Genomic DNA, 26,259 nt, shown 5'->3' with positions numbered 1-26,259 from the left:
CGCAGGTGGGACGATCCACAGCGTGATCGGAGGGATGCGCTACACCCCGTGCCGGGCGGTCATAGCGGTCTGCGTCATCGCAGCCATCCTGCTCTTCGTCGGCGCTTCCTCGCACGTCACCGACCTCCTCAGCCACGGCCTGCACCCGTACGACTGGGCGCCGGGGTGGCTCAACCTCTACTGGTCGTCGCTGGCGCTGTTCGACGCGCTCGCTGCTGTGTTCCTGATCAGGGGCAAGCGCCGAGGAATCGACCTTGCCTGCGTCATCATGGCGACCGATCTCGCCGCCAACTGGTATGCGGTCTACGGCATCCAGCACAGCAGCCTCGCCGATCAGCCCGGCCTTCAACGACTGACCGTCTTTGCCGCACTCGTCCTGGGAACGGGGATGGGCGTGGTGGACGTGTTCGCGATACTGCCCCGGCGGCTGGCAGAGCTCGCCCGGTACGGCATCGACGGCAAGGCATCGCTGCTGCGCAGGCACGGCGACTCCCGCCTCGGGCATCGCCAGACCCCGGCTCCACTCGCTACGCTGCACGGGTAAGGTGCCCGCACGCGCATCCGATCCCAGCCTTCGGCAAGCCGGATCGTTGCAAATCGCAGGGCACCTTTTCCAGCTGGTGACGGACAGCCGCCAGCCCAGGAACTCGCGTTGAAACACCGAGGCCGGAGGTTCCGGTGGGCGGCGGAGGCCCAACGCTAATGATCACTGGAGTCACCAGGGAGCCCGCAGCATGACCGGCGCCACGGAGGCCCTGAGCGGGTCGGCTGCAGTCGACCATGCAGCACGAAGTGTCACGCGCCCGTTCCATGTATACGCCGTGCTCACCAACACGCTGTTCCAGCGCGGCGTATTCGTCCTCTTCCTTCAGCAGCGAGGCTTCTCCGCCGGGCAAGTGGCCCTGCTGCAGACCTTGCTCTACCTGGTCAGCGGACTTGCGGAGTTGCCGACGGGAGTCATCGCCGACCGAATCGGCAGGCGTGCCAGCATCGTGATCGGCCAGATGCTGATAGCCGGATGTCTGCTCGGTCAGGTGGCGTTCTCCAACTACTGGGTGTTCCTGGCGCTGTTCATCGCGCAGGGCGTGGGCATGGCATGTGTGTCCGGCTCGGAAACCGCCCTGCTGTACGACCTGCTCGTGCGTCGTGGTGCAACGGCCGGCTACGTCAAGATCAAGTCTCGGTTCACCACGCTCGGGACGGTCACCTCGGGGGCCGCCATCGTTCTCGGCGGCCAACTGCAGCAGATTTCCTGGGGAGTCGTCTACATCGGTTCGGCGGCGTGCCTCGCCCTGGCCGTGGTGGTGCTGATGTCACGGGTGCCCGAGATCCGCGGCGCGGACGCGGTGGACGAGCAGGACGGAGCCGAGGACGGGCACGGCGACGCCACAGCATGGCGGGCGATGCTTCGGGTCGCCACGCCGGCGCTCGTGACGCTTGTCGTGGTGTCCGGATTGATGCATGCGACTCTGACGCCGTACATCATCTTTACGCAGAAGACCCTCTCCGATCAGGGAGCGGGCACCGCATTGGTCAGCGTGATCATATCGGCGGGATTCTTCGCCGGCGGGCTCACTCCGCTGCTTTCGGACCGCGCGGACCGGCGCATCGGGTATCGGGTCATAGTTCCGGTGTCTCTCCTGACGCTCGCCGCGGCACTCGGCCTGAGCGGCCTCGGCCTCGTCTGGGTAACCATCGCCGCGTTCCTGGCCCTGGTCGGGATTCCCGAGATCACCGCCGTGATCGTGGACAACGTGTTCAACGAGGCCGTGCCGTCGCGCCACCGGGCGAGCCTGCTGTCGATGATCGCATTCGTGGAGTCGGCGCTCATCGGCATCGGCTATCTCGTCCTCGGCGCGCTCATGGACGGGCTGGGCTCCAGTGCGGGCATGGCCACCTACGCCGCGGTCCCCCTGCTGGCATGTCTCCTGTGGCTCCCGGTGCTCTTCCGAGGGGCACGGGTGACCACCGAGATCGAGAAGCCCACCGACCAAAAGGCATCCTGAACCTGAAACAGACCATCTCTAGCAACGCCCGGCCCCGGTCAGCGGACCAGGACGGCCTCCCCGGACCTGGGTACGACGGCCGTCCAGCCCAGCTCGTGATCGATGCGGTCCCGCAGGGTTTCGGCGGCGCTCTCCTCCCCGTGGACGAGGTAGGTGGTGTGCGGGGCCGGGGCGTCGCGCAGCCAGTCGATGATCTGGCCGGCGTCGGCGTGCGCGGAGAAGTGCGGGACGTCGGCGACCTCGGCGCGTACGGGGACGTACTCGCCGAACATCTTGAGCGTGCGGGCGCCGTCCACGAGGTCGCGGGAGCGGGTGCCTGCGGCGGCGAAGCCGACGATGACCACGGCGTTGCGGGGGTCGGGCAGGATCCGGTGGAGGTGGTGCAGCACGCGGCCGCCGGTGGCCATGCCGGCGGACGAGACGATGATCGCCGGCCCGGTGGAGTCGTTGATGTCGATCGACTCCTGGACGGTCCGGGCGGCCAGGAAGGGCTCGGGGCTGATCGCCGACTCGCCCCGGGCGAGGATCTCGGGGCGCAGCTCGGGCGAGTGGGCCCGTACGGCGTCGCGGTAGACGTCCAGTGCGGCCAGGGCCATCGGGCTGTCGACGTAGACGGGTACGTGGCGGGGCAGGGTGCCGTCGCTGCGCAGGGTGGCCAGCTCGTGCAGGACGACCTCGGTGCGGTCGATCGCGAAGGCCGGGATGACCACGGTCCCGCCACGGGCCAGCGCGCGGGTGATCACCGAGGCGAATGCGCGGTGCGCGCCTTCGCGGTCGTGGCGGCGGTTGCCGTACGTCGACTCCATCAGCAGCACGTCGGCGCCGGAGAACGGCTCGGGCGGCAGCAGGAGCGGGTGGCCGGGCCGGCCGAGGTCGCCGCTGACGGCGAGGGTGTGGCCGTCCTCCAGGGTCAGGTGCGCCCAGGCGGAGCCGAGGATGTGCCCGCCGTGGTGCAGCAGCAGCTTCGTACCGGCCATGATCTCGATCTCGCTGCCCACCGGTACCGGGTCGAAGAAGCTGACCGTGTGGTCGACGTCGTCATCGTCGTAGAGCGGCTTGGCGGGCCGGTGCTTGGACCAGCCGTGCTGGTTGGCGTGCTCGGCGGCCTCCATCTGCAGGCGGGCGCTGTCGCGGAGCACGATCTCGGCGAGACGGGCGGTGGTGGCGCTGGTCAGGATCGGTCCGCGGAAGCCGTGCCGGACCAGGCGCGGCAGGTACCCGCAGTGGTCAAGGTGGGCGTGGGTCACGACGACGGCGTGGATGTCCGCGGCGTCGCACGGCAGTTTGTCCCAGTTGCGCCGGCGCAGGTCCGCGACACCCTGGAAGAGCCCGCAGTCGACGAGGATCCGGGCGCGGTCGCTCTCGACCAGGAACTTGCTGCCCGTGACCGTCCGCACTCCGCCGAGGAACCTCAGCAGGGCCGGGCGGGCGGAAGCGGGGGACGGGACTGACTGGGACATGGCAGCAGCCCTCCTTTCGGGACGGACGCCTCTCCGCCTCTCCACCGTCGCACCGGAACGGCCTGTCCGCCGGGGACCGACCGGTCCCGGGTAGGGGCCGACCGGCCCAAGCGGGCCGGAAGGACACGGGCACAGCCTGATGGTGACCCCCTCCCGCACAGCTCACAGAGAGAAGGCCGCGCCATGAGGGCACTCGTCTTCCACGGGCCCGGACAGACCTCCTGGCAGGACGTCCCGGACCCCTCGATCAAGGACGCCGCCGACGCGATCGTCCGGGTCGACGCCGTCACCATCTGCGGCACCGACCTGCACATCATCAAGGGCGACGTCCCCGAAGTGACACCCGGACGGATACTCGGCCACGAGGCCGTCGGCACCGTCGTCGAGACCGGCGGCGACGTCCGCGGCGTCCGCCCCGGCGACCGCGTCCTGATCTCCTGCATCTCCGCCTGCGGCCGCTGCCGCTTCTGCCGCGAAGGGCACTACGGCCAGTGCCGGGGAGGCGGCGGCTGGGTCCTCGGCCACACCATCGACGGCACCCAGGCCGAATACGTCCGCGTCCCCTTCGCCGACCTCTCCGTCCACCCGCTGCCCACCGCCCTGGACAGCCACGACGCCGTACTGCTCGCCGACATCTTCCCGACCTCCTACGAGGTCGGCGTGCTCAACGGCAACGTGCGCCCGGGCGACACGGTCGTCGTGGTCGGTGCCGGACCCATCGGCCTGGCAGCCATCGCCACAGCGCAGCTCTACAGCCCGGGACGGATCGTCGCCGTCGACCTCGCCGCCTCCCGGCTCGCTGCCGCGCGCGAGCTCGGCGCCGATGCCACGGCGAGCGCGGACGAAGAGCCAGAGCGGCTGGTGGAGGACCTCACCGACGGGCTCGGGGCCGACGTGGTCATCGAGGCCGTCGGCGTGCCCGAGGCGTTCGAGATGTGCACCCGCATGGTCCGACCGGGCGGACACGTCGCCAACATCGGCGTCCACGGAAAGCCCGCCGTCCTCCACCTCGAAGACCTCTGGATCAAGGACGTCACCATCACCACCGGCCTCGTCGACACGCACTCCACCCCCATGCTGCTGCGCATGATGGCCGCAGGCCGCCTCCCCGGGGCCGAAATGGTCACCCACCGCTTCGCGCTGGACCAGATGGAAGAGGCGTACGACGTCTTCTCCCGCGCCGGTGACACCGGCGCCCTCAAGGTCGTACTCGGCGGACCGCAGCACGACACGGTCGCCGTGCCGCCCCAGGAGCAGTGAGTGCCGTGAAGAGCACGCCGAGCACCCCTCCACAGCAGTCCGGCGAGATGACCGGACGCACCGACCTGGGCCACCGCCTGGCGGCCCGCCGAACAGCCCTCGGCCTGAGCCGCGAGGAGCTGGGGCGCCTGTGCGGCGCCGACGGCAACTACATCGCCTACCTCGAGGAGCACGCCGCCAGTCCCGCCATCGGCACCCTTCTGCGGGTGGCCGACGCCCTCGGCGTCACCGTCGACGACCTGACCGGCGCGAGCGCCCACCGTGTCGCCGGCCGGTCCACCGCCCGGCGCGACACCGCGCTCGTACCGCTGGACGAGACCGAATGCCGGCGGCTGCTGAGCACGCACGGTGTGGGCCGCATCGCCGTCTTCACCCGCCGGGGCCCGGCCGTCCTCCCCGTCAACTACCTCGTCGCAGGTCCCGACATCGCCTTCCGCACCGCCGCGGAAACCGAGACGGCCAGAGCGGTCGGAACAGAGGTCGCCTTCGAGATCGACCACATCGACGACGTGACCGCCGGCGGCTGGAGCCTCCTTGCCGTGGGTGCACTGGCAGCCGTCACGGACCCGCACGAAATACACCGCCTCGACACCACGGCCCGGTCGCAGCCCTGGGCCGGTGGCCCCCGCAACCAGTGGATGAAGCTCACCCCCGTCCGGATCACCGGCCGCCGCGTGGTGCACGACTGATCCATCGCCTGCGCGCGGTCGTCCTCGACGCCGACGGAGTGCTCCTCGCCACGGGGGACCGGAACGCCTTCGACGGCTGCCACCGCGAGTGGCAGCCGTCGAGTGTCAGCCGTCGCAGCCGCCGGGGTCATACACCTCGGCTTCGCCCTGTGCCTGATGCCTGATCAGGCATCAGGCACATCCGGTGCTCCAACGCCGAGACCTTGCGCCCTGAGCCGAGCCGCTACGGAGGGTCTACGCCTCCTCCACCGGTTCTACTCCCGGATCTCCAGTACCTCGGTCAACGGGCGGCGGGGCGTGGCGGGGCCGGCCGGGCCGTAGCCGAGGCGGAGGACCATCTGCACCTGGCCCATGGCCGCGACCGGGTCGCGGACCGTCCACCGCAGCTCCGGCCATTCCAGGGGCTGGGACGTCATCGAGGTGGCAAGGCCGTCGGCAGTGGCCTGGAGGAGGACTCGCTCCAACGCCTGGCCGGCGCGCAGCCAGTCGGCCCTCGTGTCCCCGGAGGTACTGAGCAGGGCCAGCTGGGGCCGCTTCTCGAACACGGCCCAGCCCCGGTCCGGAACCGGCCGGGCCCGACCGAAGTCGCGTACGGGGGCGGGGCCACCGGAACTCTGCGGGCCGAATGCGGCGGCCGGAATGCCGTCGCGGCGCGTGCCCGTGGCGTCCTCCTCGTGGAAGGTCCAGGCCGCGGTCTCCGCCTGGACCTGCGGATCGATTCCCTCGCGGTGTTCTGCATCCCGTACCAGCCCGAGCACGGTCTCGATGTGCCACGTGTCCGGGACGGTCAGCCGGCAGCCCTCCAAGCGGGCCGCGGCCTCCAGGCCGTCCAGCAGTGCTGTCGGCACCGGCTCGTCGCTGAAGGGGTACCGGCTGGTGTGCCGGCGCCGGACAGCGTCGTGCAGCGAGGCCACCTGGTACTCCTCATCCGCGGTTTCGCCGATGGTCGCCGTGGCGAGCAGCCATGGTTCGCGGTCGTCGGGCAACAGGTGCACGCGGAGCGGGAGACCGCTCCAGGCCGCGGATACGCGCAGGTTGAACAGCGCCGCAGCACAACCGAGGTGGAGGGCGCGGTGATTCGGGTCGGTTCGCGTCATGGCGCGTTCCGGATCGCCGTACAGGGAGAGGGTGCCGCTGCCCGTGCGGAACACGAACTTCCAAGGCTGGGCGTTGTGCATGGACGGGGCGGTGACGGCGTCGCCGACGAGCCGGGCCACGGTGTCGGGGTCGACGTGTGTTGCGGTCATGGGACTGGTCCTGTCTGTGCGGCCTCAGGCGGGCGTCAGGACGGCGATCGGCGGGGCCGGATGGTCGGCTGTTTCCAGACTCTTCCTCGTGCTGGGCCCCTGGCAAGGACCGATCGGCCCAACCGGGGACCGGTCGGCCCTCCTCGTCGGGTCGGCTCGGTTCGGCCTCGGCGCCTCTTCGCGTGGGTCACACGGCCGGTTCACCGGTAGCGCTCCTTCAGTCGTGGGCGATGACGGCCACGGGGGCCGCTGCGTGGTGCAGGACCGCGTGGGCGACCGAGCCCAGGTGCGCGCCGAGGGGGGAGCGGTGCACACGGCGTCCCACGACGACGAGTCCCGCGCCCCGCGAGGCCCGGACGAGGTGCTCGCCCGCGGAACCCGTGAACACGTGGTGGTGGACGTCCACGCCGGGGAACTTGTGCTGCCAGGGCAGCAGCATGTCGTCCACCATGTGGGTGAGGCTCCTGACGATGTCCCGTTCGTCGTCCGGGTCGAGGAAGGGGACGTAGCTGTAGGCAGCCGGCATCTTCCAGCCGTGCACGGCCCGCAAGGGGCAGTCACGCCGGGCCGCCTCTTCGAAGGCGAAGGCGAGGACCCGGTCGCACGCTTCGTGGATGTCGACACCCACGACGACCTCGGCGCCGGAGCCGGTACCCGGGCCGTCCGGGTCGTCGGCGACGCGAACGAGGACAACCGGGATGTCGGTTGCGACCACGGTGGACATCGCCACCGAGCCGACGATGAAACCGACCAGGCCGCCCGAGCCGCGCGATCCCAGGACCAGCAGACCGGCGTCGGCTGCCTCGGCCGCGAGGGCGGCTGCCGGCCGTGCCGTCAGGCAGCGGGTCGTGATCTCCAGGCGCGGGTGGCGCCCGTGCAGCTCCTGCGCCGCCTCGGTCAGAGCCTGGTCCGCCCAGGCGTCCACGTCCTGGCGGCCCAGCCCGGGGAACATCGGGTCCAGGGGCCAGTCGACGGCGTGCACGAGGCGCAGCGGCACCTGCCGCAGGACGGCCTCCTGCGCGGCCCAGTGTGCTGCTGCCCGGCTCTCCGGGGAGCCATCGACCCCTACGGTCACGTGGTTCGTCATGGCTGCGATTTTTCCTTCGTGCGGTCCGGCGCTCATCACCACGGCATTGCGTGCCGGGCGTGGTTCGCGTGAGTGGTTGCGGTGTCGTCGGTGCGGGCGGTGACGTGCGCTGCCACGGCGATGACCCCGTCGAGTCGTTCGACGAGGCTGAGAAGTGCAGGGAGCTGACTTTGGCGCTCGACACGGCCGTCCAGGGTGACGATGCCGTCCACCACGTGGACGTCGACGTCACCGGCCGGCACACCGAGCACCTCCGTGAGGACCTCGTCGGTGACACGTCGGCGTATCTCGGAGTCCGGGCGCAGGAACATGCGGAGCAGGTCCCGGCGGGTGACGATGCCGACGAGCCGGTCCTCCACGTCCACGACGGGGAGGCGTTCGATGCCCCGGCGGGTCATCAGCCGGGCGGCGTCGGCCGCTGCCTCTTCGGCGTGGACGGTGACGGCGGGCGCGGACATGACGTCGCCCGCGGTGGGCGGCCCGGCCTCTGTGCTGCCCTGCTCGGAGGGAGCGGAGCCCCGGGCCCTGTGGGCCAGCAGGTCCGTCTGCGAAACGACGCCCACCACGCGGTCCTCGTCGTCCAGAACGGGGATTCCCGAGATGTCGTACTGGGCGAGGAGCTTGGCGACGTCCTTGAAGGCGGTGGCCGGGGCCACGGAGACGACCTCGTCGGTCATCAGGTCCGCCACCTTGAGCTGCTTCATGAGGCCCTCCTGGTCCGCCGTGTCACGCGAGGCTGATATCCGGTGTCGGGTGTGCTCCAACCATCCGCCGGCGACCGCTGGTGATCAAGGGCCGAACGGTCCCGTCCAAGGGCCCGCAAGGGCCCGGGGCGCCGGGCCGGGACGATGGGGGACCTTTGGCCCCGTCAGCGGTCCCGGGCGGCCCTCCTCCCGAGGCGTCGATGGTGCCAGCGTGAGGGGTGTCCCTCATCGGCTTCTCGGTTGGGAGGAATCGTGGAAAGCACATTCCGCACCCCGGACACCAGCTCGGTCACCGTCGGCGTGGACGGCTCGGAGTCGGCGCGCGTCGCTGCTCTGTGGGCGGCCAAGGAGGCCGTACGCCGTGACCGTCCCCTGCACATCGTCCACGGCGCCGACACCGACGGCAGGGCCTTGTACCTGTCGGCGGAGACCATCGAACGGGTCAGCGTCAACGGCCGGGCGCTCCTGGCCGACACGGCGAAGGCCGTGTCGGCCCAGTATCCCGGGCTGAACGTGACCACCGAGTTCAGCCGCGCGGACGCCGTCGACAGCCTGCACCGAGCCGGCGGGCTCCACGGCACGGTCGTGGTGGGCAACCGCGGCCTGGGCGGGTTCAGCTCCCTCATGCTCGGCTCGGTCGGGCTGGGCACCGCGGCCATCGCCAGGACCCCCGTCATCGTCGTCCGGGGCATCGACGGGGCCGAGGAGACGGGAACCGTCCTCGCGGCGGTCCGCGATGAGCACGACCTGCTGATCGCCCGGTACGCCGCCCGGGAAGCCGAGCTGCACAAGGCCTCCCTGCGGCTGCTGCACGTGTGGAACGTCCTCCAGTCCGTCGGTGAGGTGGTCACCATGCTCGACGGCGTCGACGAGATCGCGGGCGGACACGCAGAGACCCTGCGGGCCGTCACGGACGCGATCTGCGAGGAGTTCCCCGACCTGGAGGTGCAGGCCGATGCGGAGAAGAGCATCTCCGTGGCCGGTGTGCTGGTCGAGGCGTCCCGCCAGGCCGACCTGCTCGTCATGGGCGGCCGCCGGGTGCCCGGGCCCCTCGGACTCGCCCCCAACCTGGGCAGGGCCACGCACAGCCTGCTGCACCACGCCCACTGCCCCGTCCTCCTCATCCCCCGGACCGGCGGCGACTTCGGAAGCCGGTCATGACCAGCCGGCAGGCAGGAGGCCGTGACATCGTCGTGGGCGTCGACCCGGACAGGGACTGGCACCTCGCCCTGGCCTGGGCCGCCGACGAGGCACAACGGCGCCGGCTCCCGCTGCGCCTGGTGCTCGCGGTACCGCCCCCGCACGACACCCGTCACGTCGACGGCACCCCCGGCGAGACGGCCCTGCGGCAGGCCGGATCCGACAGACTCGAACAAGCATGCAATTGGGTGCGTGGCCGCCACCCCGAGGTGGGCGTCACCGGTGATCTGCTCGGCGGCTTCCCCGCTCCCGTCCTGGGCGGCGCGGCGCGAGAGGCCCGCATGATCGTCCTCAGGTCCCGGCACCTGAGCCGAACCGCCGAGTTCTTCAGCGCCGGCTCACTCGTGGTCCCCGTCACCGCCCAGGCCCGTTGCCCGGTCGTCGTCGTGGGCGATGCCGAGCACATCAGCCAGCAGCCGCCCTGCGTCGTCGCGGGCATCGACGGCAGCGCCTCGGCCACGGCAGCTCTGGCCTTCGCCTTCGACGAGGCCGACCTCCGGGGGGCGGCCCTGCGGGTCGTCTGCGTGTGGCAGCCCCCGCTGTTCATGCTCGACGACGAAGAGGTGGCGCTGCGCGCCCAGCGCACGCTGCTCTCCGAGGCCACCGCCGGCCTGTCCGAGAAGTACCCGGACGTGCACGTGAGGCACGAGGTCCTCACCGGCCACCCGGTCGAGGAACTGGCCCGGGCCGCCGAGCACGCCCTGTCCGTCGTCGTGGGCCGCCGCGGCAGCGGCGGATACACCGGCATGCGGATCGGATCCGTCGTCCACGGCCTCCTGCACCGCGCGCACTGCCCGGTGATCACCGTCCCCACCGGATGAGCCCGCCACGCCCGGCCGAGCGTCGCGGCCGGAGATACCGTGGAAGCGATGGCCGTCTCTCGCCATCGCTTCCAGCCGGAGGTGGGCATGGGCGCAGGCGGGCAGCCCACTCGGAGCGGGGTTCCCCGGCTGCGGCTCGACGAACTGCTGGACGAGCTGCAGGTACGGATCGACGAGGTCAGGGGCACCCGGGACCGGCTGAACGGTCTGCTCGAGGCCGTCATGTCCGTTGGCCGGGAACTCGACCTGCCGCAGGTGCTGCGCGGCATCGTCGAGGCCGCCGTGGTGCTCGTGGACGCCGAGTACGGGGCCCTCGGAGTCATCGGGACCGACAAGAAGCTGGCCGAGTTCCATCCCGTCGGCATCAGTGACGAACTCCGCGGGCAGATCGGAGACCTGCCTGCGGGCCACGGCATTCTCGGCGAGCTGATCCGCCACCCCGAGCCCCTGCGGCTGTCGGAGCTGTCCGAGCACCCCGCCTCGTACGGATTCCCGGCCCATCACCCGCCGATGCACTCCTTCCTAGGTGTCCCGATCCGGATCCGGGAGGAGGTCTTCGGCAACCTCTATCTGACCGAGAAGCGCGGTGGAGCCGAGTTCGACGCCGAGGACGAGGCGGTCCTTTCCACCCTCGCCGTGGCGGCCGGCATCGCCATCGAGAACGCCAGGCTCTTCGAGGGAGCCCGACTGCGCGAGCGCTGGCTGGAGGCCGGCTCCGACATCACCAGCGCCCTGCTCTCCGGAGCCCCCGAGGACGCGGTGTTCGAGGGCATGCTGGAGCGGGCCAAGGACATCACGGGCGCCGATGTGGGCGTCTTGTACCTCCTCGGCTCCGCCGGGGAACTGCGGGGCTCCCTCGCCCTCGGAGAGGGAGCCGAGGCGCACCGCGGGATCGTCCTGCCCAGTACCCGGGGCACTCTCGCCGAGGCCGCGCTGGCCCGAGACGGCCTCGTCACGGTCCCCGACGTGGAGACCGACGAGCGCGTCACCGTACAACCGGAGCGGTGGACGGGCTTCGGCCCGGCCGTGGCCGTCACCGTCGGCACCAAGGAGAAGCTCAGCGGCGTCCTGATGCTCGCCCGGCGGCGCGGTCGCCCCGTGTTCGCCACCGCCGAGACCGCCGCGCTGCCGGGGTTCGCGGGCCAGGCCGCCCTCGCACTGGAGCTGGCCGACCGGCGTCGCGACGCCGAGCAGATGAGCCTGCTGGAGGACCACGACCGCATCGCCCGCGACCTGCACGACCTCGCCATCCAGCGGCTCTTCGCCACCGGCATGACCCTCCAGAGCGCCCAGCGCTTCGTCGACCACCCCGAGGCGTCCGAACGGCTCGCCCGCGCGGTGGACGACCTGGACGCCACCATCAAGATCATCCGATCCACCATCTTCGGACTCCGCGAGCACGGGGCCCCCGGCGAGGCGTCCAAGCTGCGCTCCCGCCTGGTACGGGCCGTGGACGAGGCCGCTGCAGCCCTCGGCTTCGCCCCGGCTCTCGGAATGGAGGGGCTGATCGACACCGACGTACCGTCGGCCGTCGCGGACGAGGCCCTCGCCGTGGTGGGGGAGGCACTCACCAACGTCGCCCGCCATGCCGAGGCCACGCGGGCAGAGGTCTCGGTCGCCGCGGCCGACGGGATCCTGACGATCACTGTGACCGACAACGGCGTCGGCCTGCGCGAGGGCGGTCGGCGCAGCGGGCTGCGCAACCTGGCAGATCGCGCCGAAAGGCTGGGCGGCCGCATGGACGTCGCAGCGCGCGGCGACGGTGAGGGAGGCACGCGCCTGGAGTGGCAGGTCCCCTTGGTCCCACCACCGCGGTGAGCGGCACCGGCGTCCCTACTGCTTCGCCGTCACTGCTTCGCTGTCACTGCTTCGCCGTCCCGGCGTCGTGCTCGTGCACCTGGGCGGCGATCACGGCCGCTTGGACCCGCCGCTCCACGCCGAGCTTCCCCAGCAGCCGCGAGATGTGGTTCTTGACCGTCTTCTCGGACAAGTACAGCCGCTTGGCGATCTGCCGGTTGGTGAGTCCCTCACCGATGAGTTCCAGCACGGCCCGCTCACGTTCGGACAGCGCCGCCAGCCGCGAGTCCTCCGGTTCCTTCGCGGCCTCGGGATCCCGCAGGGAGTGCATGAGACGGGCGGTGGTGGCCGGGTCCAGCATGGACTGCCCGGTCGCGACCGTCCTCACGGCGGAGACCAGGTCGGAGCCCTTGATCTGCTTCAGCACGTACCCGGCGGCACCCGCCATGATCGCGTCCAGCAGCGCGTCCTCGTCATCGAAGGAGGTCAGCATCAGACAGGCCAGGCCGGGCATGTGAGAGCGCAGCTCGCGGCATACGGTGATGCCGTCACCGTCGGGCAGCCGCACGTCGAGCACGGCCACGTCCGGGCGCAGCGCCGGCCCGCGGGCCAGTGCCTGCTCGGCCGTGCCCGCCTCGCCCACGACGGTGATGTCCGGCTCGGCGTCCAGGAGGTCGTGCAGCCCGCGCCGGACCACTTCGTGGTCGTCGAGGAGGAACACCTTGATCGGCGCGGTGGCTGAGGTGTTCGGATCATCGGACATGATCGCCCCTGGTTCGGTCCCTATGAGGCATTTCCCTTCGAATTGTCTCAGGAAGGCGCACAATGCACCCCGGGGCCGTGCGAAACGCTGGGTGCGTCGGGGTGCACGGTGACCGCCGGGCTCGTCATGAGTTCCTCGGCCAGTACCCCGTCGGCCATGGACAGGCTGGTCAAGGGTCTACCTGTGGCCGCTGACCGACTACGGCAGGGCCGCATCCTGGAGGATCGAGGAGTGTCGGTGCCCCTGGATGGTTTCGCCGCCCGTTCGCTGGGCTTCGTGGGGCCGTTGGACCTGTCCTGGCTTCTCCTCAGTCCGAATCAGCCCCGGCCTTCAGGCTGTTGTCCCGACGGCGCCACCTCCACGCCGTGTGCCCCACAAGGGCCACGGCGGCCAGGACGGCAAGCACGCGAATCGTGCTCCACGTGGCTTCGGCAGCCGGCCCTGCACTGGCTGCTTCCACGTTCAGACGCTCGGAGGTCTCGAAATGAGCGATCAGCGGAACAAGCAGGCGGAGCGGAAGGCCGGCGATACCGGGGGTGCGTGCCAGGTTTCCGAAGAGTCCCAGCGGCGCGCCGAAGAGGAAGGCGGCTATGACCCAGAACAGCAGCCCTGACGAAACGTTCCCCTCGATCGGCTCGCCCGAATCGGCCAGTCCGATGGGTGCGACCGGGCTCCAAGCCTTGAGCAGGTAGTAGACGACCACGCCAACGGCCAGTGCCGAAGGGGCCAGCCAAGCCGCCTCGGACTTCGATGGACGGAAATAGCCGACCAGGAAGGCGAAACACGCCCACGACCAACCCCCGGAGAATATGAGGCTCAAGACCTGGAACATCGGGTTGTCGACCTTGGCCGCGAGTGCGCCGACCGTGCCAATCGCCACACCCGCTCCGAGGGTTGCCAACACGGGCACGATGCGAGCGTGCGGAAGATTCACTTTCTGGTCCCTTGTCTGTGGGCAACCGGTGAAGGGGAGACGGGGATCGCCCTTGCTCCCTGTGCCGATGATCGCGTAGGAACCCCGGGGCGTACAACGGCCGATGCCCTGCCCTGGCCCCGCCGGGCGTTCACCCTTCGGAGTGGCAGATCGGCCGGACCTCTTCCGCCTGTGGTGACGTTCGGTAGTTTTCCCTCACTAGTCTGTTACGGGGAGTGGTGGGAGATGCGGGTGGCGTCGGCGGTCGGGCTGGCCATCGCCTCGACGGTGGTCCTGTCGGGCTGCGGGAGCGGAGGGGCGAGCGGCGGCGAGGGAGCCAACCGGGACGTTCCGCTGAAGAAGCGGACGAGCATCGCGCAGTTCGACGTCGCGCCGCTGCCCGTGGAGAAGGCCAAACCGTGTGACCTGATCCGGCCGCAGGCCGAGGAAGAGCTCGGGCTGGTCCCGCCCGCCTCGATGCCCTGGGCGTCGCGCGGGGGCACGGCCCAGACGCCGACCAGTTGCTTCTGGGCGAACCGCGTGAGCGAGTCGGTGGACCTCCGGGTGCACCGGAAGCCGGACAACGACAAGGGCAGCGCCATCCGCTTCGCCCTGATGGACGAGCACGTCGACCTGATCATGGGGTACCCGGCGAGCATGCTGCCCATCAGCTCCTATACCTGCACCGTCTCCGTAGGCGTCTCCGACACCCACTACCTCACCTTCCAGGTCCAGTCGAGGAACCGGGCCGGGGCCTGCGCGCTGGGCGTACGGGCGGCGCAGGAGGCCCTTCGCAACATGCCCGCCCGCTGAGCCGCCCCGATGCACGTGCAACGCGCAGCCGCGGCCGGTTCGCACGCTGCCGGGACCTCCCGGACAGGACGGGAACCGCCCGGCTTCGAGTCGCAGCCGCACCTGCGGTTCTTCCGGACGTTCGGCCTCGTCGCAGGCGGTCTCCTGATCGCACTCGGGGCGTTCGTGAGCTTCGGAGTCGACCGGCACACCACCTTGGAGGACGTGCAGCGCCTTCCGGGCATGCCGTCGGCGCCCCCGGCCCCGCCGCGTCCCGGCCCGGGGACCCGGCCGCCGTCCGCCGACCCGTGGGACGAGCCGCCCGTCCTCCCCTTCCCCACCGCCTGGCCCACGCAGGCACCGCCCCGGCTGCCGGGCCTGCCGGAACTGCCCCGTTATCCCGGACCGTCAGGAGGATGACCACATGACCGAGGGACGACCCGTCGGCGTACTGACCGGGCCCGGGCGGCAGCCGGCGGCACTCCTCGTCGTCCTTTCCCTGCACGCGGCGGTCGCGCTGGGCATGGTCCTCAAGCTCGTCCTGCCCCGCCGGATCGAGGTGCCCCCGGAGATGGAGGCGCTGGACGAGCTGGTGAGCGCCGTGCAGTCCCTGCCCTACTGGATCTACCTTCCGTGCTGGCTGCTGACGGCCGTGCTGGCAGCCGTCGCCCGGCTCCACCTGTGGTGCGCGCGCGACCCGGCCGGACTCCCGAGCGGGGTGGCCCGGCGCTACCGCAGAGCGCTCGTCGTGATGCTGTTGCTGCCGTTCGCGGTGCTGTCCCTGCCCGTCATCCCCCTGCTGGCGTGGCCGGGGGCATGGGCGGCGACGGTCCTGCTCTGCCTGCCGACGACCGCGTACGCACTGACGCTGGTGCACTGCGCGCAGCGGTTCCGGCGGATTCCGGTGCCGCTCCTGCTGGCCGCCTTCGGCTGGGGTGCGGTCATCGCCGCCGGTTTCGGCGGGACGATGAACGACTGGTGGTCCGGGTTCTCCACGCTGCACTTCCCCCTCCCGGAGAACCCCCTGGACGCGACGTACCGCAAGACGATCGGCGCGCCCATGGTCGCCGGGTTCTTCGAGGAGTTCGGCAAGGCGGCGGGCGTGGCGGTCCTCTTCCTGCTGCACCGGCGCCACTTCGACGGCGTCGTCTCCGGCATCGTCATCGGCGCGGCCACCGGGATCGGCTTCAACTTCACCGAAAGCGTCGTCTACATGTCCGAGTGGGGCGGGGCGGCCGCGAACTTCCACCACTGGGGCAGGCAGGCGCTCGGACTCATGGCCGCCCACACCGCGTTCACGGCCGTCGCCGGGGCCGGTATCGGGCTCGCCCGGCAGTTGCGCGGGCGGCCACGGCAACTGACCGCCGTCGGCACCGGTTTCCTCACCGCGGCCGGTGCACACTTCTGCAACAACAGCGTGATCGACTACCTCGCCAAGGGGTCGCCCCGGTGGCTTCCGGCGGGGGAGGCGGCCGGCATCCTGATCGTCCTCCCGGCCCAGATCCTCCTGCTGCAGGGCCCCCTCGTCGTGCTGTACGTCCTCCTCCTGCGGCGGGGCCTGCGCAGCCAGGCGGGCGGACTCGAGGCGGCGCTGGGCAGCCTTCCCCCGCGGGCCAGGCAGGCGATCACCACCGACGAAGCCGCGCTGCTGCTGTCGCCGGCCCGTCGGTTCCGACTCAAGGTGGACGCCCTGCGTACCCGCGGCAGCCTCCGGCAGCGGCTCGCCGCCCACCGCCGGCTGGTCCGGCTGCACGCGGCCCAGCTCGACCTCGCGACCGAGCGGTGGCACCACCTGCGCGGCGAGAGAGATCCCGCCGCCCCCGACGACGCCGTCCTGTGCGAGCGGATCCTCGCGTTGAAGGGGCACCCGGCGGGCCCTCACGTCTGCCCGTCACCGCCCGCGCCGAGGGTTCCGCAACCTTCTGTGCCGATGCCCGCTCCGGCGGGCGGAAAGGACGTGTGATGCCAGGACGGACCACTCGGCTGACCGACCGGTGGCTGGTGCCCCTCGTGGGCACCCTGCTGTTCTGGTTGCTGAACGCCCCGACGGCCGCGGCATCGTGCGGCAGCATCACCTACGAGGGTGCTCCCGCCCCGGCCCCCGCCCGGGCCGAACCGCCGGGCCTTCCGGAACTCCCGTCCCACGTCTGCGTATCCACGCTCCCGGACACCGCATCCGTCGCGGCGGCGCTGGCCGTGGCCACGGCGCACGGGATCAGGCTCTACCGCAGCGGTGCCACCCCCGACACGGCCACCGCCGGCACGGCCGGTCCCGACACCGAACGCGTGATCAGAGCCCTCGCACTCCAAGGGCATGCCCCGCAGCGCCACCTCTTCCCGGACACCGCGGCGCTCAAGGCCCGCAAGGGGCGGCCGATCTACAAGGACGGCAGTCTGAAACTGAAGCCCAGCGGCCACGTCAGAACCATGGACCACGTCGACCCGGCGTGCGACAGGGGGACGTGCACGAGGGAGGTCAAGCCCAACAAGTCGACGCTGCCGGACCACTACTGCGGCGACTACGCGACGAAGTTCCACGACCCGGCGGACTTCGTGCGCGCCGAGGCCCACCTGCGCGCGAAGGTCCTGAAGGGCAGTCCGGACCTTGTCGAGGCAACCATCGAGGAGATCTTCGGCCCCGGGGACCACACGGCGAGGTTCGAGGGGTACTACATCGACCCGGCCAACCCGAAGAGCGACGACGGGTCGATCAACCTGCTCCCCGTGGACTTCCGTGGCGGATACATCTCTGCGCTCTACAAACAGACCCCGGACAGCATCTGGCTGCGCACGATGCACCCTTCACCGCAGGACGAACGGCACCCCTAGGAGACGACGTGGACGATTTGACGGGCACCTTCATCAAGCGTGCCTTCGGGCCCGACTGCCTCAACGAGCCGGAGGACCTCAAGGAGAGCATCCGCAACAGCTTCCACCTCCGAGGACCGTTCGCGCGGAGTTACGAGCTCCAGCGGGACGGTCTCGCCGAGGTGATCCGCACCCGCGGGATGTCGCTCACCGAGTGGGAGATGCTCACCCAGGGGGTGGTCGAGTTCCCCGGCGAGGACGAGCTGTACGCCTACCTCCAGCACGCCCATGCCTACTTCTTCGGCGACGCCGAGACGCCGCCGCCGCTGCCCGCGCAGGAGTGAAGGGAGCAGAGGGCCGGGGGAGCGGCGTTGACACCGAAGGGTGTGAGTGGTTGAGTACTCACATGAAGAACGAGCGACCCCGAAAGCTGTCCACCGCCGAAGAGCGCCGCGAGACGGTGTTGCGCACCGCCATCGGCGCCTTCGCGGCGCGCGGCTACTGGGGCACCACCACGACCGAGGTGGCGAAGGCGGCCGGCATCTCGCAGGCGTACGTCTACCGCTTGTTCCCCAGCAAGGAGCTGCTGTTCACCGCGGTGGTCGAGCATTGCTTCGTCCAGGTCCGGGCCGCTCTGGAGCGGGCGGCGGCCGAGGCCAAGGGCAGCTCCGCCGAGGTGGTGCTGGAGGCCATGGGGGATGCATACGCGCTGCTGATCAGTGACAACGACCTGATGCTGATCCAGCTGCACGCCCAGGCGGCGGCCGTCTCCGAGCGGGCCGTGCGCGAGGTGGTCCAGCAGGGCTACGCCCGGCTGGTCGAGTACGTCCGCGGCGCCTCCGGTGGCGCCGAGGAGCAGGTCCAGCAGTTCTTCGCGCGCGGCATGCTGTGCCACCTCATCGTCTCCATGGGCGCCGGTGACGTGGATGCTCCCTGGATGCGGACGCTGTCCGCGGGCATCACGCACTACTGAGTCCGGAGTCACCGTAGAGCCGGAATCTCGGCGGGGCACTAGCCCCGCCCTTTTTCAGGCATCAAGTGTGAGTGGTTAACCACTCAAGGAGGATCTCGTGAGGATCACCGCCACCACCCGGAGTCCGGGAGCGGCGCTCGCAGTTCTGGCGGGGGCGCAGTTCACCGTCATGCTCGCCACCTCGATCGTGAACGTGGCCCTCCCGCAGATCCGCGACGGCGTCGGCCTGTCGGACAGCGGCACGACCTGGGTGGTCAACGCCTACGGCCTGGCCTTCGGCGCGCTGCTGCTCGCCGGCGGAAGGGCGGCCGACCTCCTCGGCCGGCGCCGGGTACTGCTGGCCGGGCTCGCGGTGTTCGGTGCCGCCTCGCTGGCGGCCGGGCTGGCCACCTCGTCCCCGGTCCTGATCGCCGCCCGCGCACTGCAGGGCATGGGCACGGCGGCGATCGCCCCGGCGGCCCTGGCCCTGGTGATGGACCTGTTCCCGCCGGGACCCGGGCGGGGGAGGGCGCTCGGCGTGTGGGGTGCGGTGTCCGGCGCGGGAGGCGCGGCCGGGGTCCTGCTCGGTGGCGCCCTCACCGAGGCTTTGGGCTGGCAGTGGATCTTCTTCGCCGTCGCCATCGGCACGCTGCCGGTCCTGGTGGGCGCCGTGGTCGGCGTGCCGCCGGCCCCGGTCACCGGCAGCGGCCGCTTCGACCTGCCCGGCACCACCACCGTCACCCTCGCGCTGACCGCCCTGGTGTGGGGCCTGACCACCGCCCGCCGTTCGGGCTGGACGGACACCACCGTCCTCGGGGCCTTCGCCGTCACCGCCGTGCTGCTGACCGGGTTCGTCCTCGTCGAGCGACGCCACCCGAATCCGCTGCTGCCGCCGCGCCTGTTCCGCGCCGGGCGCGTCACCGTCGGCAACGCTCTCATGGCGCTGCTCGGCTCGGTGTGGATCGCCCTGTTCTTCTTCCTGCCGCTCCACCAGCAACAGGTGCTCGGCTCCAGCCCGCTGGTCACCGGCCTCGGTCAACTCCCGCTCGCCGCAGCCAACATGCTCGGCTCAACCCTCGCCCCGCGGATCTCCCGCCGCATCGGCGCCACCGCGACGGTGACCGCCGCCCTGCTGACCGAGGCCGCGGGACTGCTGTGGCTGTCCCGGATCGGCGCCCACGGCAGCTACGCCGCCGACCTCCTCGGCCCGGGCATCCTCATCGGTCTGGGCCTGAGCATCGCCTTCGTCCAGCTCACCACCCTGTCCGTGGAGGGCGTGGCCCGCCAGGACGCCGGGCTGGCCGGCGGACTGGTGAACACCTCCCGCCAGGTCGGCGGAGCGATCGGCCTCGCCGTCCTGGCCACCCTCGCGGGTACCGCCACCGCCCGTGCGGCCGTCCACCAGCCGCAGCCGGAAGCGCTCACCGCCGGCTACCGCATCGCCTTCGGCGTCTGCGCCGCCGTCCTCCTGGCCACTGCCGCCCTCGCCGCGCTCCTCACCCGCCGCACGGCGACCGGCCCCTCCGGTGCAAGCCCGAGCCCGGCTCCGCAGCCCACCGCCGACCGCCGTCACTGGCCGGCCGAGACCTGCTCCACCGACCGAACGTGTCACCGCCCGTACCCCAACCGAGAGGAAGAGCAGCCATGTTCACCATCGACGAGACCGCTCCCGCCATCGTCCGCCTGTCCACCGTGATCGACGCCCCGCTGGAGCGGGTCTGGGCGCTGCACACCGACATCGACGCCTGGCCGAGCTGGAACGCCCACGTCGACCAGGCGCAGCTCGACGGCCCGCTGCTGCCGGGCCACTCCTTCCGCTGGAAGACGCACGGGCTGGACATCACCTCCACCCTCCGCGAGATCGTGCCCGGTGAGCGGCTCGTCTGGGGCGGCCCGGCCAACGGCATCGAGGGCATCCACGTGTGGACCTTCGAGCAGACCGGCGGCCAGGTGACCGTCCGCACCGAGGAGTCCTGGAGCGGCGCCCCCGTCGACGCCGCCCCCGCCGAGCTCGGCCGGGCCCTGCACGACTCCCTGACGGCCTGGCTCGCCGCCCTCAAGAACCGTGCCGAGCAGGGCGACTGACTGTCGGTCACCACTCCTCGCCCCCTCACGCCCCCACGCCCCACACCCACGCCCGCGCCCACACCGTCACCGTCACGCAAAGCGAGGTTCCTGCCATGACCGCCGACAAGCCCTACCTGACCGGCCACTACACCCCGGCCGTCGACGAGATCACCGCCACCGGGCTGGCCGTCGAGGGGGCCCTTCCCCCGGAGCTGACCGGCCGCCTGATCCGCAACAGCCACAACCCCAAGCCCGGCGTCACCCCCACCCACTGGTTCAAGGGCAGCGGCATGGTCCACGGCATCCGGCTGCGCGACGGCCGCGCCGAGTGGTACCGCAACCGCTGGGTGCACACCCCCGCACTGGACGGCGCGCCCTACATGACCGACCGCGGCCCGGACCTGACGGCCAGCACCGCCGGCACGCACGTCATCGAGCACGCCGGACGCCTGCTCGCCCTGTGCGAGGCCAACCTCCCCTTCGAGCTCACCCGGGACCTCGACACGGTCGGCGCCCACGACTTCGGCGGCAAGCTGCGCACCGCGATGACCGCGCACCCGAAGACCGACCCGCTCACCGGCGAGCTGCACTTCTTCGGCTCCTCGCCGTTCCCGCCGTTCCTCACGTATTACGTCGCCGACGCCAAGGGGCAGATCAGCCGCAGCGTCGAGGTGCCGGGAGCGACCGCCGCCCTCAAGCACGACTTCGCCGTCACCCGCCACTACGTGGTCTTCTACGAGGGCACCGTCACCTTCGCCCCCGCCGAGCACTCCGGCATCCCGTACGGCTGGAACGACGCGCAGCCGGCGCGGATCGGTGTCATGCCCCGGGGCCCGCAAGGCGCGGCGCAGATCCGCTGGTTCCCCATCGAGCCGGGCAGCATGCTGCACGCCGCCAACGCCTACGAGGACGCCCGGGGCCGGATCGTGCTGGAGGGCCCGACGGTGGACCGGGAGGGGTTCGAGCTCTCCTGGAACTGGTGGGTCGGCGCACCCGGCCGTGGTGCTGAGCCCAACACCTGCTCCTACAACCGCCGTTGGATCGTCGACCTGGCCGCCGGTCGCGTGGACGAGCAGATCATCGACGACCTCGCCATCGAATTCCCCACGCTCAACGAGGAGTTCCTCGGCGCCGAGCACCGCTACCAGTACGCGGTCTCCTTCCCCGACCAGGAGGGCCGGGGCGGCTACGGCATCGTCAAGTACGACCGCAGCACCGGCGCCCGTCACATCCACGAGGCCGGGGACGCCCGCCTGCCCAGCGAGGCCGTGTTCGTCCCCGCCGCCGGGGCCACCCGCGAGGACGACGGCTACCTGCTCACCGTCGTCTCCGACCTCAAGCAGAACGCCTCCCAGCTCCTGGTCCTGGACGCCTCCACCCTCGGGCGGATCGCCACGGTCCACCTGCCGCGCCGGGTCACCGGCGGCATCCACGGCTCCTGGATCCCCGACAGCGACCTGGACCGCGACGTCGACGTCGACCTCGACGTCGCCGGCTCCGACGGCTGAACGCAGGCGGGCCCCGGGGGACTCCACCCCGGGGCCCGGCGCCGGCTCAGGGGGCGATCGGGAGCTGTCGCTTGTGCTCGGTCAGCCGGTAGCGGTGGGTGATGGCCGCGAAGGCGGCCTCGCCGACGGGCTTGCCTTCCAGCAGGTCGTCGATGTCGTCATAGGTGACGCCGAGCGCCTCCTCGTCGGGCCGGCCCGGCTTCAGCGTCTCCAGGTCCGCCGTCGGGGTCTTCACGGTCAGGGCGGCGGGCGCGCCCAAGGCCTGGGACAGGGCCCGTACGCGCCGCTTGGTGAGTCCGGTGAGCGGCACCACGTCGGCCGCGCCGTCGCCGAACTTGGTGAAGAACCCGGAGACCGCCTCGGCGGCGTGGTCGGTGCCGACCACCAGGCCCTCGTGTGCGCCCGCCACCGCGTACTGGGCGATCATGCGCTGCCGGGCCTTGATGTTGCCGTGCACGAAGTCCTGGTGGTGCGCGTCGCGGAAGACCGTACCGCCGGCCAGCACCGCCTCCAGCGCCGAATCGCTGGCGGACTTCACGTCGACGGTCAGGACCCGGTCGGGCCGGATGAACTCCAGGGCCAGCTGCGCGTCCGCCTCGTCGGCCTGGGTGCCGTACGGCAGCCGCATCGCGAAGAACGTCGCGTCCTGCCCCGTGGCGCGGACCCGCTCGACCGCGAGCTGGCACAGTCGGCCGGCGGTGGTGGAGTCCACGCCGCCGCTGATGCCCAGCACCAGGGAGCGCAGGCCCGTGGAGGTCAGCTGGCCGGCGAGGAAGGCCACCCGGCGTTCGATCTCCTGCTGTGCGTCGAAGGACGCGCTCACCTGGAGATCCCGGGCGATCTCCTGCTGCAGGGGTATGGACGCCAGGTCGGTCACGGTTGCTCCTCGGTCGGGCCCGTGGGCGGGTTCGGGGCGCGCCGCAGGGCCGGGGCCACGGGCGCGTGGATGGGGGACGGAAGCACTCTAGAGGACGGCCGGGACCGCCCGCGCAAGGCATCCGGCCAGGTCGGCCAAGGCATCGGGCCAGGTCGGTGCGGTCCGCGTGCGGTCCGCGTGCAATCCCCGTGCGGTCCCCGCGCCGTCCCCGTGCGGGCGCCCCGGCGCACGGCTTGCTCGTCCGGCCGTCAGCCTGTTGGCCCACCGTCGCCTGACAGGCCGTCACCCGAGGTCCTACGCTGCGCAGTGCGCATGCCCCCGGGCATCCAGCAGCGCACCGCTGTCGCGACCTCGAGCGCCGCCCGACAGTGCCCAGACCCGCCGGCGAGGTCTCGCCCCGGTGGCGGGCCTGCCCCCGACCTCCGGCCGAAAGGTCTGCCTCCCGATGTCCCCACGCGCCCTGTGCGGGTCCCCGCCCCGGACAACCCGAAGCCGCCGCCCGAGCTGGACGTTCCAGCTGGCCGCCGCACTGCTCCTCACTCTGATCAGCCTGCCCGTGGCCTCGGCCGCCCCCGCACCCACCCCCGCTCCCGCCCGTGCCGACGTCGGGGACATCACCGAGTACCCCCTCCCCACGGCCGGCAGCTTTCCCGGCGAGATCACCACGGGCTCCGACGGCAACCTCTGGTTCACGGAGGTGGGCATCAGGAAGATCGCCCGGATCACGCCCACCGGGGCCCTGACGGAGTACCAGCTGCCCGGCGACGACCACAGCCCCTTCGGGATCGCCGCCGGGCCCGACGGCAAGGTGTGGTTCACCGACATCAGCCGCCGGATCGGGAACATCACCACGGCGGGTCTCATCACCGAGTACGACCTGCCCGCCGACAGCGGCACACCGTTCGCCATCACCACGGGGCCCGACGGGAACCTCTGGTTCACCGAGGACCCCGGTGACCGGATCGGAAAGATCACCCCCAGCGGGAAGATCACCGAGTACCCCCTGCCCCACCCCGGCAGCGCCCCGGAGTCCATCGTGACCAAGCCCGACGGGAACCTGTGGTTCACGGAGATCTCCGGCAACCGGATCGGGAAGATCACCCCCAAGGGCAAGATCACCGAGTACCCCCTGCCCAACGCCGACAGCGGCCCGGACGTCATCACCGCCGGGCCCGACGGGAACGTGTGGTTCACGGAGCTCTTCGCCGACCGGATCGGGAAGATCACCCCCAAGGGCAAGATCACCGAGTACCCCCTGCCGGCCGGCAGCAGCGGCCCGGACGGGATCGCCGCCGGGCCCGACGGGAACCTGTGGTTCACCGAGCAGCTCACCGACGGGATCGGGCGGATCACCCCCGACGGGGACTTCGCGCGCTACCCGCTGCCCAACGCGGGCAGCCTCCCCGTCCGCATCACCGCGGGGCCGGACGCCAACATGTGGTTCACCGAGATCGGCGGCGACCGCGTCGGCCGGCTGGAGCTCGACGCCGGTCCGCCCCGGGCCGACCTGGCGGTCCACCTGAGCGCTCCGTCCTCCGTGCGCCGCGGCGCCGAGTACACCTATGCCGTCACGGTGACCAACAAGGGGCCCTTCGCCGCCGCGGACCTGGCCGTCACCCTGACCCTGCCGCGCGGGGTGGCGGTCACGGAGGCGCCCCCCGGCGCCGACCGCCGCACTCCCACCCCGCTGACCTGGCACGTCGACGCCCTGGGCGCCGGACAGCTGCGCGTCTTCCATGTCACGGTACGGGCCGACCAGCGGCCCGCGATCATCGCGAAGGCCGCCGTCACCTCCCGTACCCCGGACCGGAACAGGAGGAACAACACCGACACGGCCACCACCCGGGTCTTCGGCCGCTGAGCCCCGCCGCCTCCGGGCCCCGTGGGGCGTACGCGCCCGGTGGCGCCGACCGCCTCCCGATCGGCGCCACCGGCCCCCACCCGGGGCGGCCATCCGCCGAGGTCCCGGCTGCGGAGACCGTCCGGCTTCCCGCGCCGGACCGGCAGCCGGGCCAGGCCCCGTGAAAATCCGCCGCCGAGCCGCGGTCGGCGAGGCGGGGCGCGCAGCGTGCCCCGTACCGAGCCGGCCGCGGGGTGTCGTACGTGCCGCCGTCCACGGCCACGAACAGCCGCGCCCGGGCTCGATGGCCAGAGACGGGGCCTCGACGGCAGTCGGCCCCTTTCATACGCATCGCTGACGGCCGCCCCGGATCGGTAGGCTGGGACCGCCGGGGCCTGCGACGGGGAGGTACGGGATGGGGAACACCGCGACCGCACCAGAACCGGAACCGGGACCCGCGGCAGGACCCGGGCCAGGGCGAGGACAAGGGCCAGGACCCGGGCACGGGCACGGGCCGACGCGAAGGCCAGGCCCAGAGGCAGCGCCAGGACCCGGGCCGGGATCCGGACCCGGCGCCGATCCGGGGCTGTACGGCCCGGAGTCCGTCACCTGGCAGTGCCACGGCGACCCGATGATGTGGATCGCCGGCGTCCGGGCGCTCTACCTCCAGGCACTCCACCCCCGCGCCGTCCGCGGCGTCATGGAGAACTCCGACTTCCGCCGGGACGCCTGGGGCCGACTGCTGCGCACGGCCGATTTCGTCGGCACCCTCACCTACGGCACCAGCGAGGCCGCCGAACGCGCCGGCGGCCGGGTCCGCGCGATCCACCGCAAGCTCTCCGCCACCGATCCGGACACCGGCGAACGCTTCCCCGTCGACGACCCCGAGCTGCTGCTGTGGATCCACTGCGCGCAGATCGACAGCTTCCTGCACGTCCTGCGCCGCTCCGGCGTCCGCCTCACCGCCGCCCAGGCCGACCGCTACGTCGACGAGAACCGCGTCAACGCCAGCCTCGTCGGCCTCGACCCGGCCGGAGTTCCCGCCGACACCGCCGGGCTCGCCGCCTACTTCGAGCGGATCCGCCCGGAGCTGGCCGCCGGTCCCGACGCGCACTCCGTGGACGACTTCCTGCGCGGCCCGCCCGTCCCTGCCCTCCTCGTGCCTGGCCGAAACCTGCTGTGGCGCCCGCTCGCCGGCCTCGCGTACGGTTCCCTCCCCGGCTGGGCGCACCAGCTGTACGGGCGACCCGCACCGGCGCCGCGCAGCATCACCCGGCGCCTGCGCCTCACCGGACGCGTGTTGCGCAGCATTCCCGCAGGTCTGCGCTGGAAGCTGCCTCCAGGTCACATCTTGAAAGCGATGCGTCGCATGGGCCCCGGGAGCCGCCCCTCGCCGTACACACTGCGTACATCAGCGGCCATACTGGACCGGCCGGGGAGGGCGTAGCGCGACAACGGGGGCGGCTTT

At 71.7% G+C, this 26,259-nt stretch carries 25 protein-coding genes; 18 read left to right on the top strand and 7 right to left on the bottom strand.

The window, feature by feature from the left end:
* Positions 1 to 22 precede the first annotated feature (22 nt).
* Positions 23 to 544, top strand: coding sequence for a hypothetical protein (locus OG472_RS06465; RefSeq protein ID WP_405835049.1), 522 nt, complete (start codon positions 23 to 25; stop codon positions 542 to 544).
* Positions 545 to 734: 190 nt separating this feature from the next.
* Positions 735 to 2,006 (top strand): MFS transporter, encoded by a 1,272-nt coding sequence (locus tag OG472_RS06460; protein ID WP_405828396.1) that lies wholly within the window; start codon positions 735 to 737, stop codon positions 2,004 to 2,006.
* A gap of 38 nt (positions 2,007 to 2,044) precedes the next feature.
* Here the strand turns inward: OG472_RS06460 and OG472_RS06455 are convergent, their stop codons facing one another.
* The gene (locus OG472_RS06455) at positions 2,045 to 3,466 is read right to left on the bottom strand and encodes an MBL fold metallo-hydrolase RNA specificity domain-containing protein (protein ID WP_405828394.1); all 1,422 of its coding nucleotides are present in this window, start codon (positions 3,464 to 3,466) and stop codon (positions 2,045 to 2,047) included.
* A 183-nt stretch (positions 3,467 to 3,649) separates the two neighbouring features.
* On the opposite strand from OG472_RS06455, the gene OG472_RS06450 reads away from it, so the two are divergent.
* Both OG472_RS06450 and OG472_RS06445 read left to right on the top strand, forming a co-directional pair.
* Positions 3,650 to 4,726, top strand: a complete 1,077-nt coding sequence (locus tag OG472_RS06450; protein ID WP_401603546.1) for a zinc-dependent alcohol dehydrogenase family protein — start codon at positions 3,650 to 3,652, stop codon at positions 4,724 to 4,726.
* A gap of 5 nt (positions 4,727 to 4,731) precedes the next feature.
* Positions 4,732 to 5,415, top strand: a complete 684-nt coding sequence (locus OG472_RS06445; RefSeq protein WP_405941105.1) for a helix-turn-helix domain-containing protein — start codon at positions 4,732 to 4,734, stop codon at positions 5,413 to 5,415.
* Between the two features lie 254 nt (positions 5,416 to 5,669).
* On the opposite strand, the gene OG472_RS06440 is transcribed toward OG472_RS06445, so the two are convergent.
* The 3 genes from OG472_RS06440 to OG472_RS06430 form a co-directional block, all read right to left on the bottom strand.
* Positions 5,670 to 6,662 (bottom strand): Acg family FMN-binding oxidoreductase, encoded by a 993-nt coding sequence (locus OG472_RS06440; protein WP_401603542.1) that lies wholly within the window; start codon positions 6,660 to 6,662, stop codon positions 5,670 to 5,672.
* Between the two features lie 217 nt (positions 6,663 to 6,879).
* Positions 6,880 to 7,749: a universal stress protein gene (locus OG472_RS06435; protein ID WP_405941104.1), complete on the bottom strand. Its 870-nt coding sequence runs from the start codon at positions 7,747 to 7,749 to the stop codon at positions 6,880 to 6,882.
* 35 nt (positions 7,750 to 7,784) lie between these two features.
* Positions 7,785 to 8,453, bottom strand: coding sequence for a CBS domain-containing protein (locus OG472_RS06430; RefSeq protein ID WP_405828391.1), 669 nt, complete (start codon positions 8,451 to 8,453; stop codon positions 7,785 to 7,787).
* A gap of 252 nt (positions 8,454 to 8,705) precedes the next feature.
* Between OG472_RS06430 and OG472_RS06425 the strand changes: the two genes are divergently transcribed.
* The 3 genes from OG472_RS06425 to OG472_RS06415 all read left to right on the top strand — a co-directional run bounded on the left by OG472_RS06425 (position 8,706) and on the right by OG472_RS06415 (position 12,292).
* Complete coding sequence (locus OG472_RS06425) at positions 8,706 to 9,614, top strand: universal stress protein (RefSeq protein ID WP_405828389.1); 909 nt, start codon at positions 8,706 to 8,708, stop codon at positions 9,612 to 9,614.
* Positions 9,611 to 10,474 carry a universal stress protein gene (locus OG472_RS06420; protein ID WP_405941103.1) on the top strand — a complete coding sequence of 288 codons (864 nt, stop codon included), beginning with the start codon at positions 9,611 to 9,613 and terminating at the stop codon, positions 10,472 to 10,474. Before OG472_RS06425 ends, OG472_RS06420 begins: the two co-directional genes overlap by 4 nt.
* A gap of 87 nt (positions 10,475 to 10,561) precedes the next feature.
* Positions 10,562 to 12,292, top strand: a complete 1,731-nt coding sequence (locus tag OG472_RS06415) for a GAF domain-containing protein (protein ID WP_405943145.1) — start codon at positions 10,562 to 10,564, stop codon at positions 12,290 to 12,292.
* A 43-nt stretch (positions 12,293 to 12,335) separates the two neighbouring features.
* Here the strand turns inward: OG472_RS06415 and OG472_RS06410 are convergent, their stop codons facing one another.
* Both OG472_RS06410 and OG472_RS06405 read right to left on the bottom strand, forming a co-directional pair.
* The gene (locus tag OG472_RS06410; RefSeq protein WP_405941102.1) at positions 12,336 to 13,034 is read right to left on the bottom strand and encodes a response regulator; all 699 of its coding nucleotides are present in this window, start codon (positions 13,032 to 13,034) and stop codon (positions 12,336 to 12,338) included.
* Between the two features lie 307 nt (positions 13,035 to 13,341).
* Positions 13,342 to 13,944: a hypothetical protein gene (locus tag OG472_RS06405; RefSeq protein ID WP_405828384.1), complete on the bottom strand. Its 603-nt coding sequence runs from the start codon at positions 13,942 to 13,944 to the stop codon at positions 13,342 to 13,344.
* A 249-nt stretch (positions 13,945 to 14,193) separates the two neighbouring features.
* On the opposite strand from OG472_RS06405, the gene OG472_RS06400 reads away from it, so the two are divergent.
* The 9 genes from OG472_RS06400 to OG472_RS06360 all read left to right on the top strand — a co-directional run bounded on the left by OG472_RS06400 (position 14,194) and on the right by OG472_RS06360 (position 22,074).
* Positions 14,194 to 14,760, top strand: coding sequence for a DUF3558 family protein (locus OG472_RS06400; RefSeq protein ID WP_405941101.1), 567 nt, complete (start codon positions 14,194 to 14,196; stop codon positions 14,758 to 14,760).
* A 9-nt stretch (positions 14,761 to 14,769) separates the two neighbouring features.
* Positions 14,770 to 15,159, top strand: coding sequence for a hypothetical protein (locus OG472_RS06395; RefSeq protein ID WP_405941100.1), 390 nt, complete (start codon positions 14,770 to 14,772; stop codon positions 15,157 to 15,159).
* A gap of 4 nt (positions 15,160 to 15,163) precedes the next feature.
* Positions 15,164 to 16,702 (top strand): PrsW family intramembrane metalloprotease, encoded by a 1,539-nt coding sequence (locus tag OG472_RS06390; protein WP_405941099.1) that lies wholly within the window; start codon positions 15,164 to 15,166, stop codon positions 16,700 to 16,702.
* Positions 16,702 to 17,568, top strand: a complete 867-nt coding sequence (locus tag OG472_RS06385; protein WP_405941098.1) for a hypothetical protein — start codon at positions 16,702 to 16,704, stop codon at positions 17,566 to 17,568. Before OG472_RS06390 ends, OG472_RS06385 begins: the two co-directional genes overlap by 1 nt.
* A gap of 8 nt (positions 17,569 to 17,576) precedes the next feature.
* Positions 17,577 to 17,891 carry a hypothetical protein gene (locus OG472_RS06380; protein WP_401603519.1) on the top strand — a complete coding sequence of 105 codons (315 nt, stop codon included), beginning with the start codon at positions 17,577 to 17,579 and terminating at the stop codon, positions 17,889 to 17,891.
* 62 nt (positions 17,892 to 17,953) lie between these two features.
* A complete protein-coding gene (locus tag OG472_RS06375; protein ID WP_401603518.1) occupies positions 17,954 to 18,520 on the top strand; it encodes a TetR/AcrR family transcriptional regulator in 567 nt (188 codons plus the stop codon).
* Between the two features lie 97 nt (positions 18,521 to 18,617).
* Entirely contained in the window at positions 18,618 to 20,195 is a 1,578-nt protein-coding gene (locus tag OG472_RS06370; protein ID WP_405941097.1) for an MFS transporter, read from the top strand.
* Positions 20,144 to 20,584, top strand: a complete 441-nt coding sequence (locus tag OG472_RS06365; protein WP_401603515.1) for an SRPBCC family protein — start codon at positions 20,144 to 20,146, stop codon at positions 20,582 to 20,584. The genes OG472_RS06370 and OG472_RS06365 overlap by 52 nt, the downstream gene beginning before the upstream one ends.
* 95 nt (positions 20,585 to 20,679) lie before the next feature.
* On the top strand, positions 20,680 to 22,074 hold the full coding sequence (locus OG472_RS06360; RefSeq protein WP_405828369.1) for a carotenoid oxygenase family protein: 1,395 nt from the start codon (positions 20,680 to 20,682) through the stop codon (positions 22,072 to 22,074).
* A gap of 46 nt (positions 22,075 to 22,120) precedes the next feature.
* Here OG472_RS06360 and nadE read toward each other — a convergent pair whose 3' ends face one another.
* Positions 22,121 to 22,951 (bottom strand): ammonia-dependent NAD(+) synthetase, encoded by an 831-nt coding sequence (gene nadE / locus OG472_RS06355; RefSeq protein WP_401603512.1) that lies wholly within the window; start codon positions 22,949 to 22,951, stop codon positions 22,121 to 22,123.
* 445 nt (positions 22,952 to 23,396) lie between these two features.
* On the opposite strand from nadE, the gene OG472_RS06350 reads away from it, so the two are divergent.
* Both OG472_RS06350 and OG472_RS06345 read left to right on the top strand, forming a co-directional pair.
* Positions 23,397 to 24,812, top strand: a complete 1,416-nt coding sequence (locus OG472_RS06350; protein WP_405941096.1) for a hypothetical protein — start codon at positions 23,397 to 23,399, stop codon at positions 24,810 to 24,812.
* A gap of 394 nt (positions 24,813 to 25,206) precedes the next feature.
* Positions 25,207 to 26,238: an oxygenase MpaB family protein gene (locus OG472_RS06345; protein WP_405941095.1), complete on the top strand. Its 1,032-nt coding sequence runs from the start codon at positions 25,207 to 25,209 to the stop codon at positions 26,236 to 26,238.
* Positions 26,239 to 26,259 lie beyond the last annotated feature (21 nt).

The sequence above is a fragment of the Streptomyces sp. NBC_00207 genome, from assembly GCF_045160965.1.
In the GTDB taxonomy this organism is placed as follows: Bacteria; Actinomycetota; Actinomycetes; order Streptomycetales; family Streptomycetaceae; genus Streptomyces.
This window is presented reverse-complemented; position numbering and strand designations above follow the sequence as displayed.